Consider the following 18,119-nt stretch of genomic DNA (forward strand, 5'->3'; position numbering starts at 1 on the left):
AATTTTTCCTCCTCAAATGTTATATCTTCATAATATAACGCAACGGTCCTTTTGTGGGAAAGGTTTAATATACCTAATTATTATATTCATTTTCCTTTATTATGTCAAGCTTTTTCTTTATTTTTCTTCAGTTTTTTCAACATTTTCTTCTTCTTTTTTTTCTGGCTCAGCTTCAGGTTGTTTAGGAATAGGATTTCCAAACATCCATTCAATTTGTCTTCTTATTCCTGTAAGGTCAAATATTCTGTCTCCAACAGTTATTCTATCATTTTCTGGAATAGCAATATGCCCCTCTTCTAATGGAATATTTTTATCAAGACTTATTTGAATTTTTACAGGTTCTGTATCCTCAACTGGTTTAAATTCTGTTTTAACAGTTTTTATTACGCCTTCAGTTTCTAATATATGAGCTATCTCTTCATCAGCAAATCTTCTTTGAGGTGGATAATCAGCGATGAATAAATCTGCTGTTTGAATAAATTTCACTTTATCTTCTGCTATTTTTTCAAATATATCTATTGTATATTTTCCTCTTTCAGTTATCAAGAATTTTTCTAAATCAAGTATTTTTTTACCTACCCCAAATGGATCTAAATATACTCCAAACTCTCCTTTTGTAATTAATGTATCATCAGGTGCATTTAATCTTACTTCAAACATTGTTGGTCTTTCTAAATCAGAAAAAGTTAAAACTATTGATAAATTTGCCATTGGAAATGGGAACATTGGTTGAATTAAGTTATCAAAAGCTCCAAATATATCAACCATTCCTGATACTTGTGGATTTACCTGTGCTTTGTATGCTGTTACAATACTTTTTAATTTTGCCATTACTCTTACCCCTTTTTTTGTTTTTTATTTTACACTTAGCTTTAATATACCATATTTTTATTTATTTTGTAAATAGTTACAACTATATTTTAAAATATTACTGAAATAAAAAAATGAGAGTATCCCTCAAGAAAGATTATATTTAATCCTACTTTTTGAACACTCTCATTCAATTTTATTTTTTATTTTTCTTTAGCTGCATTTTCTCCAGCTATTCTACCAAATACAGTTATATCTGTTAAAGCATTTCCTCCAAGTCTATTAGTTCCGTGGATTCCTCCAGTAACTTCCCCAGCTGCATACAATCCAGGAATTGGATTTCCTTTAGTATTTATTACCTGAGCTTTTTCATTTATTTCTACTCCACCCATAGTATGATGTACAGTAGGAATACGTGGTCCAGCATAATAAGGCGCTTTATCAAATTTTATTCCAAAAAGTTTTCTTCCAAATGGATCCTTTTTAGCATCTACACTTTTATTGTAATCTGCAATAGTCTTTTTGAGAGTATCAGCAGGAACTTCTATTTTTTCAGCAAGTTCATCTAATGTATCTGCTTTTACAGCTCTACCAGCTTTTATTAAATCACCAATAGGTTCATTAAAATTATTTTTAGTTTCCAAAGTAGGATAAACTTTTGAATCTACTATTACCCACATATAGGCATCTTTTTGTTTAAAAAGAGCATTTGTCATAACATCTCTTCTTTCATCTTCAGCCACAAAACGTTTTCCTTCTTTATTCACAAATATTCTATCTTCAACAGTTGTTTCTATATTTCCACTTAAACTTCCTGTTGCAGGGTCTCCCATAGGAAGAAGCTGTATATCTTCCATTCCTATTAATTTAGCTCCTATTTTTTCAGCCATTTTTATCCCTGCTCCATCTCCACCAGGATGATTAGTTGTAAGTATGTTTTCTGTCAGATTAGAGTTGAATTTTTGCCTATATTCAACATCTCCTGCAAATCCACCAGTTGTAAGAATTACAGCTTTTTTAGCATTAAATACAATTTTATTTTTTGCATCTTCAGCTTCCACTCCAGTTACTTTTCCATTTTTTACAATAAAATCTTTTGCTTCTGTTTCATAAAAAATCATTATTCCATTTTTTTCAGCAAAGTCTTTATGCGCAAGAATCATACCAGTTCCTACTGGTGTAGTTGGCTTATGGCTTCTTGGGTAAAGAGCTCCTAATACTGTAAATACTTCATCTTTGAAAGTCATCCCTAAACTTTCTAACCATTCTAATGCTGGATAAGCATTTTCAACAAGTATTCTTACAAGTTTTGGATTTCCTTTCTTATCTCCACCTTCATATGTGTGTTGATAATGAAGCTCTACAGAATCTTCTATTCCTTGTGGTACTTGTCTTTTAGGATCAACAGCATTGTATGCTCCCCCTGCTAATACAGTATTACCTCCTAATCTAGGCATTTTTTCTATAAGAATAACACTTGCACCATTTTCCTTAGCTGAAGTAGCAGCTGCAAGACCTGCTCCTCCTCCACCAATAACTACAACATCTGCAATATATTCTTTATTTCCTTTTTTAATTTCTGGAGCAGGAACTCTTTTTCTAAGTTCTCTTGTGTCTCCACCTGCTTCCTTAACTGCATTAGTTATTGCAGTAAGAACTCCTCTGCTGCTCACTGTTGCTCCTGCTACAGTGTCTATACCAAGACTTTGCTTTTCTAATACCATTGCTGGTATTCTTTCAATTGCTAATCCTGATATAAATGGTGTTTCTTTATTAGGAAGAACTTTTATATCCTCTATCCTATCTTTTGAAACAGTTACTTCTACCTCTATTTTTCCTCCATAACCAGTAGCCTCACCTTTATAGTTTCCTGGTTCATAAGAAAATGAAAAGGCAGAAAGAAACATCACAAATATAACTAATAAAATACTTCTTATCTTTCCCATATTCCCTCCTGATACTTTAATATACTCTTCTAATATTATATTAGGTTTAAAATATTTGGTCAAGTATTATTATCATTTACATTTTAATCATTTAGAAATATAGAATTCAAATGTTGTTCCTTTTCCCTCTTCAGAAATAACTGATATTTTTCCTCCATATTTTTCTATAAGGCTTTTTACAATTGCAAGACCTAATCCAGTTCCACCAAGATTACTTGTCCTTGCTCTATCTACTCTATAAAATCTTTCAAAAACCTTATATTGCTCATCTACAGGTATTCCTATCCCATTATCTGAAACTGAAAATTTATATCTATCTTGCCCTTCTGCTATTTTTACTTTTATTTTAGGATTTTCAGATTTATTATATATAATTCCATTTTCAATAAGATTTTTTAATATCATTGTTATCTTATCAAAATCTGCTCTAATATAATTATTTTCATCAGTTACATCTATTTGATATTCAATAGAAGCATTTTTCTTTTTAAGAAGTATTTCCATAGTTGCTTGAATATTATTTTTTATTTTTTCAATACTTACCTGTGTTATATTCAATATATTTGAATTTTCTATTTTTGATATATTCAAAAAATCTAAAACTATATTTTCTAATTTCTCTACATTCCCTTTAATTACATTTAAAAATTTTTCTCTCATTGGATCTGGAGCATCTTCAAGAGCGATAAGATATCCCTTTATATTTGTAAGCGGTGTTTTTAGCTCATGACTCACATTACTAATAAAGTTTTTCTGTACTTCTACTGCTTTTCTTGTACTTGTGATATCTTTTATGGTAATGAGAACCTGATTACTGAATTCTAATTGTTTCAATGTCACAATAAAATATCTTTTCAATCCCTGAATATATACTTCTTCTTTTATACTTGTTTTTTCGTTGACACCTTTTTTTATTATATCTATTATCTCTATGTATTTGATGCACTCTAAATACTTTTCTCTAGTGAAGTCTATGAGATAACTTAATACATTATTTTTTACAACAAATTTTCCTTCTTTATTTAACAAGCCTATAAAAATATCAACAGAAGATATTACTAAAGAAAGTGTTTTCCTCTCCCTTTCTAATCGTTCAATATTTCTTAGATTTCTTCCCTGCCATTCTTTTAAAATATCCCAAAATTCAAAAAACCATTTTTCTTCTTTGAGATAAGTTATTTTCTCTTTTTCTCCAATTTCAAGAAATCTTTTCATCTTTTTAATTTTATTATAGAAATCTCTTTTAATATAATTCTTATAGAAAAAATGAATTGCAAAGTTTAATGCAAGAAAAAACATTATCTGAACAAGTAAAAATTCTCTTATCTGTCTGATTTCTTTTGAATAATCACTAGAAGTTCTTATTATATATTTTTCACCAAAATCATTTGTAAAACCTGTTGTATAATAAGCAAACATATAACCTATCGTTTTACTTTCTCTTATGGCAAATCCTTCTTCTCCATTGATAGCTTCCTGTACTTCTTCTCTTTCTAAATGATTATCCATATATTCTTCTCTGTCTACATTTTTAGAATCAAATACAACATTTCCATCATAATCTATTAATGTAAATCTAAGGTCACTTTCTGAAAATACATCTTTATATCTATCATGTTTATAATCTTCTGCCAATCTTTTGATTAAAATATTATCCTGTTTTAAATTTTGTTTTACTCTCTGTTGATAAAGATTTGAAAGAATAGTTGAATTAAGGCTGATAAATATCCCTTCTATAATCAATATCATTATTAAGGTAATTATTTCTTTTCTTCTAATTTGTATCCCACTCCTTTCACAGTTTTTATGCAGTCAGATAGTTCAGGTATTTTATCTCTTAATTTTGATATATAAACATCTACAGTCCTATCTCCAGTATAATAGTTGCTGTTCCAGACTTTATCCAGTATTCTTTCTCTTGTAATAACCAAATCCTTATTTTTAATAAGAAGAAGCAAAAGATCATATTCTTTTTTAGATAGTTCTACCTCTTCTCCATTAGCTGTTACTACATGCCTGCTTTCATCAATTTCTATATCTTTGAATCTATATTTTTCATTTTTAATTTCTCTATCTGTTGTTTTAAGAAATTTTTTTATTCTTAAAACAAGCTCTCTAGGGTCAAAAGGCTTTTTCATATAGTCATCTGCACCTATTTCAAGGCCATCTAATACATCTTCTATTTCAGTTTTAGCAGTAAGCATTATTATCACTGGTTCTCCATATTCAGAAGATATGTCTCTCACAATCTTTGTAAAATTCTTCCCATCTAAATTAGGTAGCATCAAATCCAGTACAACCAATTCATTTTTGTTTTCTTTAAGAAGTTTCAATCCCTCTAATCCATCAGAGGCTCTATCTACTTCATACCCTTCTTTTGTCAGAAAATATGTTATTAATTCCTGTATCTCTTTATCATCTTCTACAACCAGAATTCTCATCTGAATCCCCCTGTTTTATTTTTTATTTCTCTATATTAATTATATCATAAAAAAGCCCACTTAAAAATCTCCTTTAAGTGAGCTTTGATAATAATCTCATTTTTCAGTCAATGCTATTTTACAGGTACAAATCCTTCATTTTTGATTATTTCTTGTCCTTTTGGAGATACTGCATAATCAACTAAATCTTTAACAACACCTTCTCTGGCATTATCAGCATACCAGAAAACTTCTCTTGCTATTGGATATGATTTATTTAATACATTTTCAGGAGTAGCTGCTATACCATCTACTGTTACAGCTTCTACTGATGAATCCATATATCCCATACCAATATATCCAACAGCATATTTATTTGCCTTTACCTCTTGTTTTATAGCCTCATTAGATGGCATATATAGAGTTTTAGCACCATATTCTTGAGTTCCTTTAGAATCTCCCTCTCTAATTATATGTTCTTTAAAGAATTCATGTGTTCCTGATGAAGAGTCTCTTGATAAAACAACTATTTCTGCGTCATCTCCACCTAATTCTTTCCAATTAGTAATTTCTCCTCTAAATACTTTTCCTAGAGTTTTATCATCAATATCTTTTATTGGATTAGATTGATTAGCTATTATTGTGATTCCATCAAATCCAACTACAATTTCATCTACATTTATTCCTTTAGCTTTGGCCTGCTCAATTTCTTTAGCTTTAATATTTCTTGATGCCATTGCTATATCAGTAGTTTTGTTTATTAATGCTGATATTCCTACTCCTGATCCTCCACCAGTTACTGCTATTCTTGCTCCTTTGTTTTCACTCATAAATTTTTCTGCTATAGCCTGAGACGCATTTAATATAGTATCAGAACCTTTTACTTGTACAACACTCGATCTTGCTTCAGCTTTTTGTCCTAATCCCATACCTCCCATAACTATCAAAGCTGCTATCAATCCTTTTTTTAAAAAATTTTTTTTCATAATTTTTACCTCCTTAATTTATCTTAAATTAAATTTTTTCTTTACAACATCACTATATATCTCCTTTGTTAATCAATTATTAAATTACTGTAAAATTAGTGTAAAATTTTTTTTACATTATTTTTACATTGGATTAATATCCATTTTACACAGTAGCTTTAAGATTATCTTAAATAAACAATATTAAATACATAAATGTGTGTAAATTTTTTATTTATATAGGAGGTATTATGTTTTCCATAAGAAAGGTCAAGGATTCTGCTATGAGACATACTTTGTTTGGAATAGGAGTCTCAAATATAGTAATCATATTTCTTATTTTTCTTTTCATATTTTTAAATGGAATAAAGTTTTTTAAACACTATTCTTTATCAGAGTTTCTTTTTGGTACAAGATGGATATCACTTTCAGAGTTTTATGGATTACTTCCATTACTGGTAGGATCTTTTTGGGTAACATTTGTAGCATTACTCATTTCCATTCCAGTAGGTATTTCTACAGCAGTTTATATATCAGAATATGCCTCTTCTAAAGCAAGAAATATACTAAAAGTTACCATTGAAACAATGTCTGCAATCCCCTCAGTAGTTCTTGGATTTATAGGATTATATGTTCTGTCTGGTCCTATAAAAAATCTATTTAACCTAAACAGTGGATTGACAGCTTTAACAGGAGGAATAATGTTGGCCTTCATGGCAATTCCTACAATAGTAAGCATTGCAGATGATTCACTAAATGCTCTTGATAAGTCATATAAAGAAGCATCTCTGGCTCTTGGGGCAAACAAAATTGAAACTATATTTAATGTTCTGCTCCCAGCTGCTTTTCCTGGTATATTTGCTGGAATAATGCTCGGATTTGGAAGAATAATTGGAGAAACTCTCACAGTTTTAATGATTACCGGAAATTCTCCAATACTTGCACTTTCTCCACTTTCTCCAGTGAGAACACTTACAGCTACTATTGCAGCAGAAATGGGAGAAGTGGTTCAAGGAAGTACACATTATTATGCTCTATTTGCAATAGGCATCATTCTATTCCTTATAAGTTTTATAACTAATAGTGTTGCAGATAATTTTATACAAAAATCTAGAAAAATGAATTAATAACAGAGGAGAAAATTATGCTTATAATAAAAAAAAGAGGAGAAAAAATATTTGAAAATATAATAAAAGCTATTGGAATAATTTCTATCCTTCCAGTATTTTTAATTATTGGATACATTATATTCAAAGGTCTTCCTGCTATTTCATGGGAGTTTTTAACTGAAATGCCCAAAAACGGAATGAGAGAAGGAGGAATATTTCCAGCTATTATTGGTACTATCTATTTAACTATTGGTACCATTGTCGTATCAGTTCCATTTGGAATACTCACTGGAATATATCTTGTAGAATATGCAAAAGACAATCTTCTTACAAGAGTAATAAATCTTACTATTATCAATCTCGCTGGAATACCAAGTATAATATACGGACTTTTTGGAATGGCTCTTTTCGTAATATTTCTAGGATTTGATGTTTCCATTATATCTGGTTCTCTTACCTTAGGAATCATGTGTCTTCCAGTAATTATTACTTCTACTAGAGAATCATTACTAGCCATACCTAACCATTTAAGAGAAGCTTCTCTAGCCCTTGGTGCTACAAAATGGGAAACTATAACTAAAGTAGTTCTTCCAGCTGCACTTCCAGGAATTCTTACAGGAGTCATCCTTAGCATATCAAGAGCTGCTGGTGAAACAGCTCCTATCATGTTTACTGCAGTAGCATTTTATCTTCCATTCCTTCCAGAAACTCCTTGGGATCAGGTAATGGCTCTGCCATATCACTTGTATGTAATATCTACACAAGTTCCTAATATGCCAGTTAGTTATATGAATGGTACTCTTTTTGTTCTTGTGGTAATAACTATCAGCTTTAACTTAATTGGAGCTGTAATCAGACAAAGATTTAATAACAAATAATTTTCTATAATTCATAAAACTAGGAGGAAAAATATAATATGAATAATGAAGATATCAGAATACTAGTAAAAGACTTTAATTTTTACTATGGTAGTTTTCAGGCATTAAAAAATATAAATATGGAAATCAAAAAAAATAAAGTAACTGCTCTTATAGGCCCTTCTGGATGTGGTAAGTCAACCTTTCTAAGATCAATAAATAGAATGAATGACCTTATTTCAGGAGCAAAATATGAAGGTGGAATATTATTTGATAAAAAAAATATTTTTGATAAAGACTATGATATAGTTGAACTTAGAAAAAAAATTGGAATGGTTTTTCAGAGACCAAATCCTTTTCCTAAAACAATATATGAAAATCTTGTGTATGCTCCAAAACTTCATGGAGAAAAAGATAAGGACAAATTAGATGAAATAGTTGAAAATTCTCTAAAATCTGTTGCTTTATGGAATGAAGTAAAAGATAAACTTCATCAGTCATCTCTTGGACTTTCAGGTGGACAGCAACAGAGATTGTGTATAGCTAGAGCTATATCAGTAAGCCCTGAGATACTTTTGATGGATGAACCTACATCAGCTCTTGATCCAATTTCTACTGCTAAAATAGAAGAGCTTATAAGACAATTGGAAAAACAATACAGCATAATTATCGTTACACATAATATGCAGCAGGCGTCTAGAATATCTGAATATACAGGTTTCTTCTACCAGGGAGTATTAGAAGAGTTTGATAAAACAGAAATAATATTTACAGCTCCAAATAATAAAAAAACAGAAGACTATATTACAGGAAAATTTGGATAAAATATTTTTATTTTAAATTCATATTTTTCTATCATAAATCCAGACAGGAGGAATAAAATGAAAAATCTGCAGGAAAGTCTTGAAGGACTTAATCAACATTATTTAGAACTTTTAAAAAATCTTAATAGAGTATTAGATGTAAATATAGAAATGCTGTATAATCAAAAATTAGATTCTACATTATATGGTGAATGTGTAGTTGTAGAAGATGTTATAAATGCTTTTGAAGTAAAATTAAAAGAAGATTCTATCATTTCAATAGCCAGATTCCAACCAGCTGCTGGTAATTTAAGACTTTTAATTATGCTTATCAACAGTGCACGTCTTTTAGAGAGAATGGGGGACCTTCTTAAAGCTAATTTTAAGATTATAAAAGATATTGAGAAAACTTCCCCACAAGTATCAAAATATCTGAAAGAAATTCTTTACCCAATGGTAGTAAAAATAAAAAGTATTTATGAAACTTATATTTCAGCCTTTATAAATAGTGATGAAAAAGCACTTTATCTCCTTCTGACACAGGATGAAGAAATTGATGAGATAGCTGAAAAAAACATGAAAATTCTTATAGATTTGATGAAAGCTTCTCCTGACAATGTTGAAGGAGGAACCTATTTAGTTCTTTTAAATAAAAAGTATGAAAGATTCTCAGATCATGTTATGCATTTAGCTGTTGATCTTGTATATATTTTAAAAGGAGAGAACCTCAGAAAACTTGAACTTCTTGAAGAAAAGAAAATAAAAAAATAAAAAATTATTGACAATTATATTTTCATATGATATACCTAAAACAACAAGAAATTAAAAAGGGGGAAGTTCAGAATGTTATTTAACAAACTAAGGATAAGGAACAGGAAAAACAATAAAAATATTGAATACCTTATCTTTTTTGTCTGCTAAACGACATTATGACTTTTTGATGAATAAATTTCAGATCATATCTTAATTATTTTGAAGATTTGGGTTTATATTGTTTTATATAACCCATGATCATATTTTTAAATCAATGTCAGTGTAGCATTCAAATGTTATGCTGACTTTTTATTTTACAAAAAATTATATAAATATAAAATATCAATGGAGGAAAAAATGGAAAATATGTCAGTAAAACTTTCAGAACTTTTTTCAAAATATGCAGAGGAATTCAAAGAATTAAATGAATATCTATACAACAATCCTGAACTAGGATTACAGGAATTTAAAGCTTGTGCAGCTCATACTGAAATGTTAAAAAAACATGGATTCACAGTTGAAACAAATTTTGCAGGGCTTCCTACTTCTTTTATAGGAAAATACAGTACTGGAAAACCTGGTCCTAAAATAGCTATTCTTGCTGAATATGATGCTCTTCCTGGAATAGGACATGGATGTGGGCATAATATATTTGGTGTTACAAGTGTAGCAGCTGGTATTCTTACTAAAGAAATAATGGGAGATGTTGCTGGAGAAATAATGGTAATTGGTACTCCTGCTGAGGAAACAAATGGAGCTAAAGTTCATATGGCTTCTTTAGGAGTTTTTGATGATATTGATGTGGCTATGGCTGCTCATCCTACTGGTGAAGCCCATCACAGAAGTGGCACTTCTCAAGCTATGGAAGCTATCCAGTTTACATTTAAAGGTAAAACTGCTCATGCTGCTGGAGCTCCTCATGAAGGTATAAATGCTCTTGATGGTGTATTAATACTTTTTAATTCTATCAATGCTCTTAGACAGCAAACTTTAGAAACTGCAAGAATTCATGGAGTAATATCTAATGGTGGAAAAGCAGCTAATATAATCCCTGACTTGGCAGTAGCTAACTTTTATGTAAGAGCTAAAACATTAGACTATTTAAAAGGTCTTGTAGAAAGAGTTAAAAATTGTGCTAAAGGAGCTGCTCTTGCCAGTGGAACTACTTTAGAAATAATAAACTATGAAACTAGCTTTGCTGATCTTGTTACTAATGAAAAACTTTCAGCAGCTTATGAAAGAAATCTAAAATCTTTAGGTGTTACTGATATTAGAAGTAAAGATTCAGGTGGTTCTACAGATATGGGAGATATAAGTCACTGCTGCCCAGCTATTCATCCATATTTTCCACTTACAACAGCACATCTTATAGGTCACAGTGTAGAATTTGCAAGTGCATCTATAGCTCCTGAAGCTTATAAGGGAATGGAAGAATCTGCTATATCAATGGCTCTTACAGCTATGGACATTTTCACTGATGCTGAATTATTAAAAGAAATAAAAGACGAATTTAATAAGAATATAAAAAAATGTAAAAAATAAAATTTATATATAAAAACTTTGGAGGAAAATTTATGAAAAAACTTGTATTAATATTAATGATGATTTTATCAACACTTTCTTTTGCTGCTAAAAAACTTTATGTAGGAACTAATGCTGAATTTAAACCTTATGAATATCTTGAAGGAGATAAAATCACTGGATTTGATATTGATTTTATGAATGCCATTGGAAAAGAGATTGGATATGAAGTTCACTGGGTAAATATGGGATTTGATGGACTGCTTCCTGCTCTTCAAATGAGTAAAGTAGATGCTGTTATTGCTGGTATGTCTCAGACTCCTGAAAGACAAAAAGCTGTTGATTTCTCAATGCCATATATGTTCACTAAATCTGAGCACTATGTTATAGTCAATGAAAATAGTTCTATTGTTAAAAAAGAGGAGCTAAAAGATAAAAAAGTAGGCGTTCAGATTGGTACTATTCAGGAAGAATTTACTATTGCACTAGGTGGTATACCTCAAATATATAATGCATGGACTGGAGCCTTAATGGATCTTCAGCAGGATAAAATTTCTGCTGTTATTATTGCAGATGTATCTGGAAATGCTTATCTTGAAAATATGAAAGGTCTAAAAAAAGTTGATGTTGTAATAGATAATCAGCCTGGAGCTTCTATAGCATTTAGAAAGGGTGAAACTACCCTTGTAAAATCTGTAAATGAAGCCATTTTAAAATTAAGAGATGATGGAACTTATCTTCAATTATTGGAAAAATATTTTCCTGAAAGAGCTGAAGAATTTAAAGAAGCATTTAAAAAATAGGGGGATAATAAATGAAAAAATTTGTACTGATATTTACTTTACTTTTGTCAACACTTTCTTTTGCTGCTAAAAAACTTTATGTAGGAACTAATGCTGAATTTAAACCTTATGAATATCTTGAAGATGGTAAGATGGTTGGATTTGATATTGGTGTAATGGATGAGCTTGGAAAAAAATTAGGTTATGAAATAGAATGGGTAAATATGTCTTTTGATGGACTGCTTCCTGCCCTTCAAATGAAAAAAATAGATGCTGTTATTGCTGGTATGTCTCAAACTCCTGAAAGACAAAAAGCTGTGTCTTTTTCTATACCTTATATTTTCTTTACTTCTGAACACTATGTTATAGTTAATGAAAATAGTACTTTTAAAACAAAAGAAGATTTACAAGAAAAAACTGCTGGAGTTCAAATGGGAAGTATGCAGGAACAATTTGCTATAAATAATGGAAGTATACCTAAATTATATAATACTTTTACAAATGCTCTTATGGATCTTCAAAATGGGAAGGTAGACTGTGTAATTATTGCAGATAATTCTGGAAAAGAATATCTTAAAACTATGGATAAAATCAAAAAAATAGATGCTATTATTGACCCTAAACCAGGTGCTTCTATCGCTTTTAGAAAATCTGATAAAGAACTTGCAGAAAAATTCAGTAATGCTATAGTAGAGTTAAAGACTACTAAAGAGTATTCTGATCTTGTTGAAAAATATTTTCCTGAAAGATTTGAAGATTTTAAAGCGCAAAATTTGACAAAATAGGTTATAATATAATTACTGATACGCCTATTCTAATTTTTGCTATCATATAAAAACCCCCTCAGCCCTAACTGAGGGGGTTTTTATTTATTCTATATCCAATGAAACTTTTTTATTAGGAGCAGGAAATTCACTATTTAAAAGCTCTATATCTTCTTCATTCAATATTATGTCTAAACATTCAATGTTCTCTTTCATATGTTTTAACTTTGAAGTTTTAGGTATTGAAATCATATTTTCTTGATTTAATACAAATAAAAGAAGAATCTGTATAGGAGATACACCATATTTTTCACTTATTTTTATAACAGATTTCGATTTTAAAAGTTTATCTTTCAATCTTCCCCCTTGTGCCAGAGGACAATATGCCATTGTTGGAATATTTCTGGAATCAGTAAAAGGTTTTAAAGAATATTCTATTCCTCGAGATCCTAAATGATACAATACTTGATTTACCTGACACTGGTCTCCCTTTGCTGCATGAGTTATTTCAAACATATCATCTATATCCATATTTGAGACTCCCCAACGTTTAATCTTTCCAGAAGCCTTTAATTCCTCCATACACTCAATAGTTTCATCTAAAGGTATAATTCCTCTCCAATGAAGAAGATACATATCTAAATAATCAGTTTGTAATCTATCAAGAGTATTTTTACATGATTGAAATATTCTGTTTCTTCCTGCATTACTTGGAAGAACTTTTGATACAATAAACAAAGATTCTCTATCATATCCCTTTATGGCTTCTCCTATTAAAGATTCACTGTTCCCATTTCCATACATTTCTGCTGTATCTATCATATTTACACCTTTATCAATTGCATATCTTATACATTCTATCTCTTCTATTCGAGTAGATAATGAGTCTCCCATATACCAAGTACTTTCTTCTCATATATTTCCTCCTAAATTATTTTCAAATAATAAAAAGAGAGTGACCTGTTAAGTAAAATACTCTTTAGTCACTCTTATTTTATTTAATGTCCATCTCTTAATAAAAATGCTCTCATAGCCTTTTCTCCAGCAAATTCCAACAACTCTTTTACATCATGAATAGCTTTTTCAAGATTCATAGGCTCGTTGATTATATCCATTACCAGATCTATTCCATTAGCATAAATATCATCAAGATTTCTAGCAGAACTTCCAACTACTGCAATAACAGGAATATTATATTTTTTAGCAGTCTTAGCAATTCCTACTGGTGCTTTTCCATTGACAGATTGGTTATCAATTCTTCCTTCTCCAGTTATTACAAGATCTGCATCTTTTATTAAATTTTCAAGCTCTATAAGTTCCATTATTTTAACAATACCCTCTTTAAATTCTGCTCCACAGATACTCAAAAATGCATATCCAAGTCCTCCAGCAGCACCGCTTCCAGGTTCTTTAGAAAAATTCTTTCCAACAATATTATCAATGATATTTCCATAATTTTCAAGAATTTTATCGAGAATTTTTACATCTTTAGATTTTGCTCCCTTTTGAGGTCCATATATATATGATGCTCCATTTATTCCACAGAGACTATTACAAACATCTGATAGAACTGTTATACTAGCTTCTGATATTCTTGTATCTAATCCCGAAATATCTACTTTAGCTATATCTTTTAATTCTTCTGGTGTATATCCTATTTTTTCTCCTTTTATATTGTAGAATTTTACTCCTAATGAAGCAAGCATTCCTGCTCCACCATCATTAGTTGCACTTCCCCCTAAACCTATATAAATATCCCTTATTCCCATATCCAATATAGCTTTAAGCATCTCTCCTACCCCATATGTATTTGCTTTATATGGATTTAGATTTTCACGCTTTATTAAATTCAATCCAGAAGATTCAGCCATTTCAAGAACAGCAGTATTTCCTCGTATCACTCCAAACCTTGCTTTAACTTTATCTCCCAAAGGTCCAGGTACTTCTAAAAATTTATATTCTCCATTGACAGCTTCAACTATTGCTTCTACTGTTCCTTCTCCACCATCTGCAATTGAAACTTTTTTTATAATAATGTTATTTCTGCCGAATTTCTTTATGCCCTTTTCAATACTTTCTGCAACTTCTCTTGAAGATGCACTTCCCTTAAAAGAATCAACTGCTATAATGACTTTTATCTCTTTCATAAGTTACCTCTTTATTTGACCAGCTTCTGTCATCTTTTCTGCCATAAAATCTACAACAGTTTTTTTAGATGAAAGACTTGGTTTTATAGGTTCCCCTACATTCATTTTATTGATATTTGCCATATCTTTTGTAGCTACAGGGAAACTTGCTTTATCCATAGATAATCTAACTGGGTTAAGTTTAAATTGAAGCTCCAATGATTCTTTAAGATCTCCTTCTTTGTATTTATTATATATAGAAGTTACAAGCTCTGGGAATATATTAGCTGCTGTACATACTCCTCCCACTGCTCCTACTGTAAGCGAAGAAAATAATAAAGTATCTTTCCCACCAAATATTTTAAATTCTATATCTCTTGTCCTTCTTATAAATTCAAGTAATTGGTTAATATCTCCACTAGAATCCTTAATTCCAACAATATTTTTTACATTTTTTGCTAATTTTTCTACTAAATCAGCAGATAGTGTATATCCTATTCTAGGGTTATTATATATCAAAAGTGGAAGTTCTTCAATAGATTCTGCTACTGTTTTATAATGAAGATAAAGTTCTTCCTCAGTAGGTTTTAAAAACATAGGTTGTAAAAGAGCAACTCCATCCACTCCTATTTTTTCTCCCATTTTAGCCAATTTGATACATTTAGAAGTTCTTATAGCTCCTATTCCCATTATTACAGGGACTCTTCCATTTACTTCATCTACTATAGTTTTTGTAATAAGTTCATAATCTTCATCATCAAACATATAGAATTCACTATTGCTTCCATGAGCCAGTATTCCGCTAACTCCTCCATCTATTACAAAATTTACCTGTTTTTTTAGTTTTTCTATATCTACATTTTCATTCTCATCCATTGGTGTAAGAATTGGAACATAAATTCCTTGCAATAAGTTTAAATCCATACTTTATTCCCCCTAGTCCCTGTCTAAACAAGGTCTTTTATTATCAAATTTCCAGTCTTTTATTAAATACTGCATAGCCACAGAATCATCTCTTGCCCCTAAATTTTTCTCTATATATAATTTATGAGCTGCCATAATTTTATCCATGTCTACTTCAATTCCAAGACCTGGAACATCTTTAGGGACTGTTATCTCTCCACCTACTATTTTATGTGCATTTTTAGTTAAATCCTGTCCATCCTGCCATATCCAGTGAGTATCTATAGCTGTAATATTTCCTGGAGCTGCTGCTGCAACATGACTGAACATTGCCAAAGAAATATCAAAGTGATTATTTGAGTGAGAACCCCAAGTCAAACCAAATTCATTACACATTTGTGCAACTCTTACTGATCCTTCCATTGTCCAGAAATGAGGATCTGCCAGAGGAATAGAAACACTATTTAAAGCTATTGAATGCTGCATTTGTCTCCAATCAGTAGCTATCATATTTGTCGCTGTAGGAAGACCTGTTGCTTTTCTAAACTCAGCCATAATCTCTCTTCCAGAGAATCCATTTTCTGCACCACATGGGTCTTCAGCATAGGCAAGAATTCCATGCATATCTTTACATAAAGATACTGCTTCCTTTAAAGACCATGCTCCATTTGGATCAAGAGTTATTCTTGCTTCTGGGAATGCTTCATGAAGAGCTTTTATAGCTTTAATTTCCTCTGCTCCTTTCAGCACTCCTCCCTTTAATTTAAAGTCTTCAAATCCATATCTTTTATGAGCTGCTTTTGCTAATTCAACCACTGTTTCTGGTGTCATTGCTTCTTTTCTTCTAACTTTTCCCCAGTCATCTGAATTATCATCATTATCTAAATAAGAAAGATCAGTTTTATCTTTATCTCCTATATAAAACAGATATCCTAATACTTTTACTTTCTCTCTCTGCTGTCCTTCTCCTAATAATGCTGCTACTGGTACATTTAAAAATTTTCCTAAGATATCTAATAAAGGAGCTTCAACTGCTGTCATTACATGAACTGTAGTTCTAAGATCAAATGTTTGATTTCCTCTTCCAGAAGCATCTCTGTCTTTAAATGTATTATAAATATTTTTAATAATATTTTTATATTCCCCTATACTTTTTCCCACTACTAATTCTTTTGCATCTTCCAAAGTTTTCCTTATTTTTTCCCCACCTGGAACTTCTCCCACTCCAATAGCTCCATTGTCTGCTTTTAAAATAACTATATTTCTTGTGAAATAAGGCCCATGAGCTCCACTTAGATTAAGCAGCATACTGTCATACCCAGCTACTGGAATTACATTCATCTCTATAATTTTAGGTATCATATGTGTTTTCTCCCTTTTATTATTTTTTTTCTCCAACTGTTACATTGTTTATTTTTTCATAATAATTTAAAATAGCTGCATGATCTTTTTTCTCTCTTCCATCTATTTTTAAAGCTTGCATTATTTCCATTACTTGAGCAGTTAATGGTAGAGATGCATTTATTGAATGAGATGTATCAAGTGCATTTTGAAGATCTTTTATATGTAATTCAATTCTAAATCCTGGTTCAAAATTTCTTGATATCATCATAGGAGCTTTTGCATTCATTACAGTACTTCCTGCAAGTCCTCCTCTTATTGCTTCAAATACTAATTGAGGATCCACTCCTGCTTTTTCACAAAGAACAAAAGCTTCACTTAGTGCTGCAATATTAAGGGCAACTATCATTTGATTTGCTAATTTTGTAGTGTTTCCTGCTCCTACATTTCCCACCCTTACTACTGATCCAGCCATAGTTTTCATAAGATCATAGTATTTATTAAATATCTCCTCTTTTCCTCCAACCATAACAGATATAGTTCCATCTATTGCTTTTGGTTCTCCTCCTGAAACTGGTGCATCTAAAAGCTCCACTCCTGTTTCAGCTAATTTTGCTGCTATACTTTGGCTCTCTACTGGATTGATAGAACTCATATCTATAACAGTAGTTCCTGCCTTCAATCCTTCTGCTGCTCCATTTTCATTAAAAAGAACTGCTTTTACATGTGGAGAATTTGGAAGCATTGTTATCAAAACATCACAGTTTGCTCCAACTTCTTTAGCTGATCCAGCTGCCTTTGCTCCTGCTGCTGCTACATCATCCAGAGCTGTTTTATTCATATCAAATGCTACTACATCATATCCTGCTTTTAAAACATTTTTACACATTGGTCTTCCCATGATACCTAAACCGATAAATCCTACTTTCATTTTTTACCTCCATTTATATTTTTAATGTTATTCTCAATTTATTCTCTATAATATATTTTAAAATTATTTTCTTTGGTAAACAATGTTA

Annotated in this window: 17 protein-coding genes; 7 read left to right on the plus strand and 10 right to left on the minus strand. The window is 30.7% G+C overall.

Annotated features, from left to right (window positions below; translation table 11 throughout):
- Positions 1 to 117 precede the first annotated feature (117 nt).
- The 5 genes from E6771_RS12195 to E6771_RS12215 all read right to left on the minus strand — a co-directional run bounded on the left by E6771_RS12195 (position 118) and on the right by E6771_RS12215 (position 6,162).
- Positions 118 to 831 (minus strand): DUF6941 family protein, encoded by a 714-nt coding sequence (locus E6771_RS12195; RefSeq protein WP_316091603.1) that lies wholly within the window; start codon positions 829 to 831, stop codon positions 118 to 120.
- Between the two features lie 182 nt (positions 832 to 1,013).
- Positions 1,014 to 2,756 (minus strand): flavocytochrome c, encoded by a 1,743-nt coding sequence (locus E6771_RS12200; protein ID WP_316091604.1) that lies wholly within the window; start codon positions 2,754 to 2,756, stop codon positions 1,014 to 1,016.
- Positions 2,757 to 2,843: 87 nt separating this feature from the next.
- Positions 2,844 to 4,505: a sensor histidine kinase gene (locus E6771_RS12205; RefSeq protein WP_316091605.1), complete on the minus strand. Its 1,662-nt coding sequence runs from the start codon at positions 4,503 to 4,505 to the stop codon at positions 2,844 to 2,846.
- Positions 4,506 to 4,516: 11 nt separating this feature from the next.
- Positions 4,517 to 5,197, minus strand: coding sequence for a response regulator transcription factor (locus E6771_RS12210; RefSeq protein WP_316091606.1), 681 nt, complete (start codon positions 5,195 to 5,197; stop codon positions 4,517 to 4,519).
- Between the two features lie 113 nt (positions 5,198 to 5,310).
- The gene (locus E6771_RS12215; protein ID WP_316091607.1) at positions 5,311 to 6,162 is read right to left on the minus strand and encodes a PstS family phosphate ABC transporter substrate-binding protein; all 852 of its coding nucleotides are present in this window, start codon (positions 6,160 to 6,162) and stop codon (positions 5,311 to 5,313) included.
- A gap of 230 nt (positions 6,163 to 6,392) precedes the next feature.
- Between E6771_RS12215 and pstC the strand changes: the two genes are divergently transcribed.
- From pstC to E6771_RS12250, 7 genes are all read left to right on the plus strand, one after another.
- Positions 6,393 to 7,268 carry a phosphate ABC transporter permease subunit PstC gene (pstC, locus tag E6771_RS12220; protein ID WP_316091608.1) on the plus strand — a complete coding sequence of 292 codons (876 nt, stop codon included), beginning with the start codon at positions 6,393 to 6,395 and terminating at the stop codon, positions 7,266 to 7,268.
- Between the two features lie 17 nt (positions 7,269 to 7,285).
- Complete coding sequence (gene pstA / locus E6771_RS12225; protein WP_316091609.1) at positions 7,286 to 8,128, plus strand: phosphate ABC transporter permease PstA; 843 nt, start codon at positions 7,286 to 7,288, stop codon at positions 8,126 to 8,128.
- Between the two features lie 38 nt (positions 8,129 to 8,166).
- A complete protein-coding gene (gene pstB / locus E6771_RS12230; protein WP_316091610.1) occupies positions 8,167 to 8,931 on the plus strand; it encodes a phosphate ABC transporter ATP-binding protein PstB in 765 nt (254 codons plus the stop codon).
- Between the two features lie 57 nt (positions 8,932 to 8,988).
- Positions 8,989 to 9,681, plus strand: a complete 693-nt coding sequence (locus tag E6771_RS12235) for a phosphate signaling complex PhoU family protein (RefSeq protein WP_316091611.1) — start codon at positions 8,989 to 8,991, stop codon at positions 9,679 to 9,681.
- Positions 9,682 to 10,020: 339 nt separating this feature from the next.
- Positions 10,021 to 11,205 (plus strand): M20 family metallopeptidase, encoded by a 1,185-nt coding sequence (locus tag E6771_RS12240; protein WP_316091612.1) that lies wholly within the window; start codon positions 10,021 to 10,023, stop codon positions 11,203 to 11,205.
- A gap of 32 nt (positions 11,206 to 11,237) precedes the next feature.
- Positions 11,238 to 11,987, plus strand: coding sequence for a transporter substrate-binding domain-containing protein (locus tag E6771_RS12245; RefSeq protein WP_316091613.1), 750 nt, complete (start codon positions 11,238 to 11,240; stop codon positions 11,985 to 11,987).
- 11 nt (positions 11,988 to 11,998) lie between these two features.
- Positions 11,999 to 12,751: a transporter substrate-binding domain-containing protein gene (locus tag E6771_RS12250; protein WP_316091614.1), complete on the plus strand. Its 753-nt coding sequence runs from the start codon at positions 11,999 to 12,001 to the stop codon at positions 12,749 to 12,751.
- 84 nt (positions 12,752 to 12,835) lie between these two features.
- Here the strand turns inward: E6771_RS12250 and E6771_RS12255 are convergent, their stop codons facing one another.
- The 5 genes from E6771_RS12255 to garR all read right to left on the minus strand — a co-directional run bounded on the left by E6771_RS12255 (position 12,836) and on the right by garR (position 18,031).
- Complete coding sequence (locus tag E6771_RS12255; protein ID WP_316091615.1) at positions 12,836 to 13,624, minus strand: aldo/keto reductase; 789 nt, start codon at positions 13,622 to 13,624, stop codon at positions 12,836 to 12,838.
- A 104-nt stretch (positions 13,625 to 13,728) separates the two neighbouring features.
- Positions 13,729 to 14,877 (minus strand): glycerate kinase, encoded by a 1,149-nt coding sequence (locus tag E6771_RS12260; protein ID WP_316091616.1) that lies wholly within the window; start codon positions 14,875 to 14,877, stop codon positions 13,729 to 13,731.
- Positions 14,878 to 14,880: 3 nt separating this feature from the next.
- The gene (locus E6771_RS12265) at positions 14,881 to 15,780 is read right to left on the minus strand and encodes a dihydrodipicolinate synthase family protein (protein ID WP_316091617.1); all 900 of its coding nucleotides are present in this window, start codon (positions 15,778 to 15,780) and stop codon (positions 14,881 to 14,883) included.
- 12 nt (positions 15,781 to 15,792) lie between these two features.
- Positions 15,793 to 17,121 carry an enolase C-terminal domain-like protein gene (locus tag E6771_RS12270; RefSeq protein ID WP_316091618.1) on the minus strand — a complete coding sequence of 443 codons (1,329 nt, stop codon included), beginning with the start codon at positions 17,119 to 17,121 and terminating at the stop codon, positions 15,793 to 15,795.
- 19 nt (positions 17,122 to 17,140) lie between these two features.
- A complete protein-coding gene (gene garR / locus E6771_RS12275; protein WP_316091619.1) occupies positions 17,141 to 18,031 on the minus strand; it encodes a 2-hydroxy-3-oxopropionate reductase in 891 nt (296 codons plus the stop codon).
- Positions 18,032 to 18,119 lie beyond the last annotated feature (88 nt).

Origin of the sequence: Fusobacterium sp., assembly GCF_032477075.1 — a bacterium.
Lineage (GTDB): Bacteria > Fusobacteriota > Fusobacteriia > Fusobacteriales > Fusobacteriaceae > Fusobacterium_A.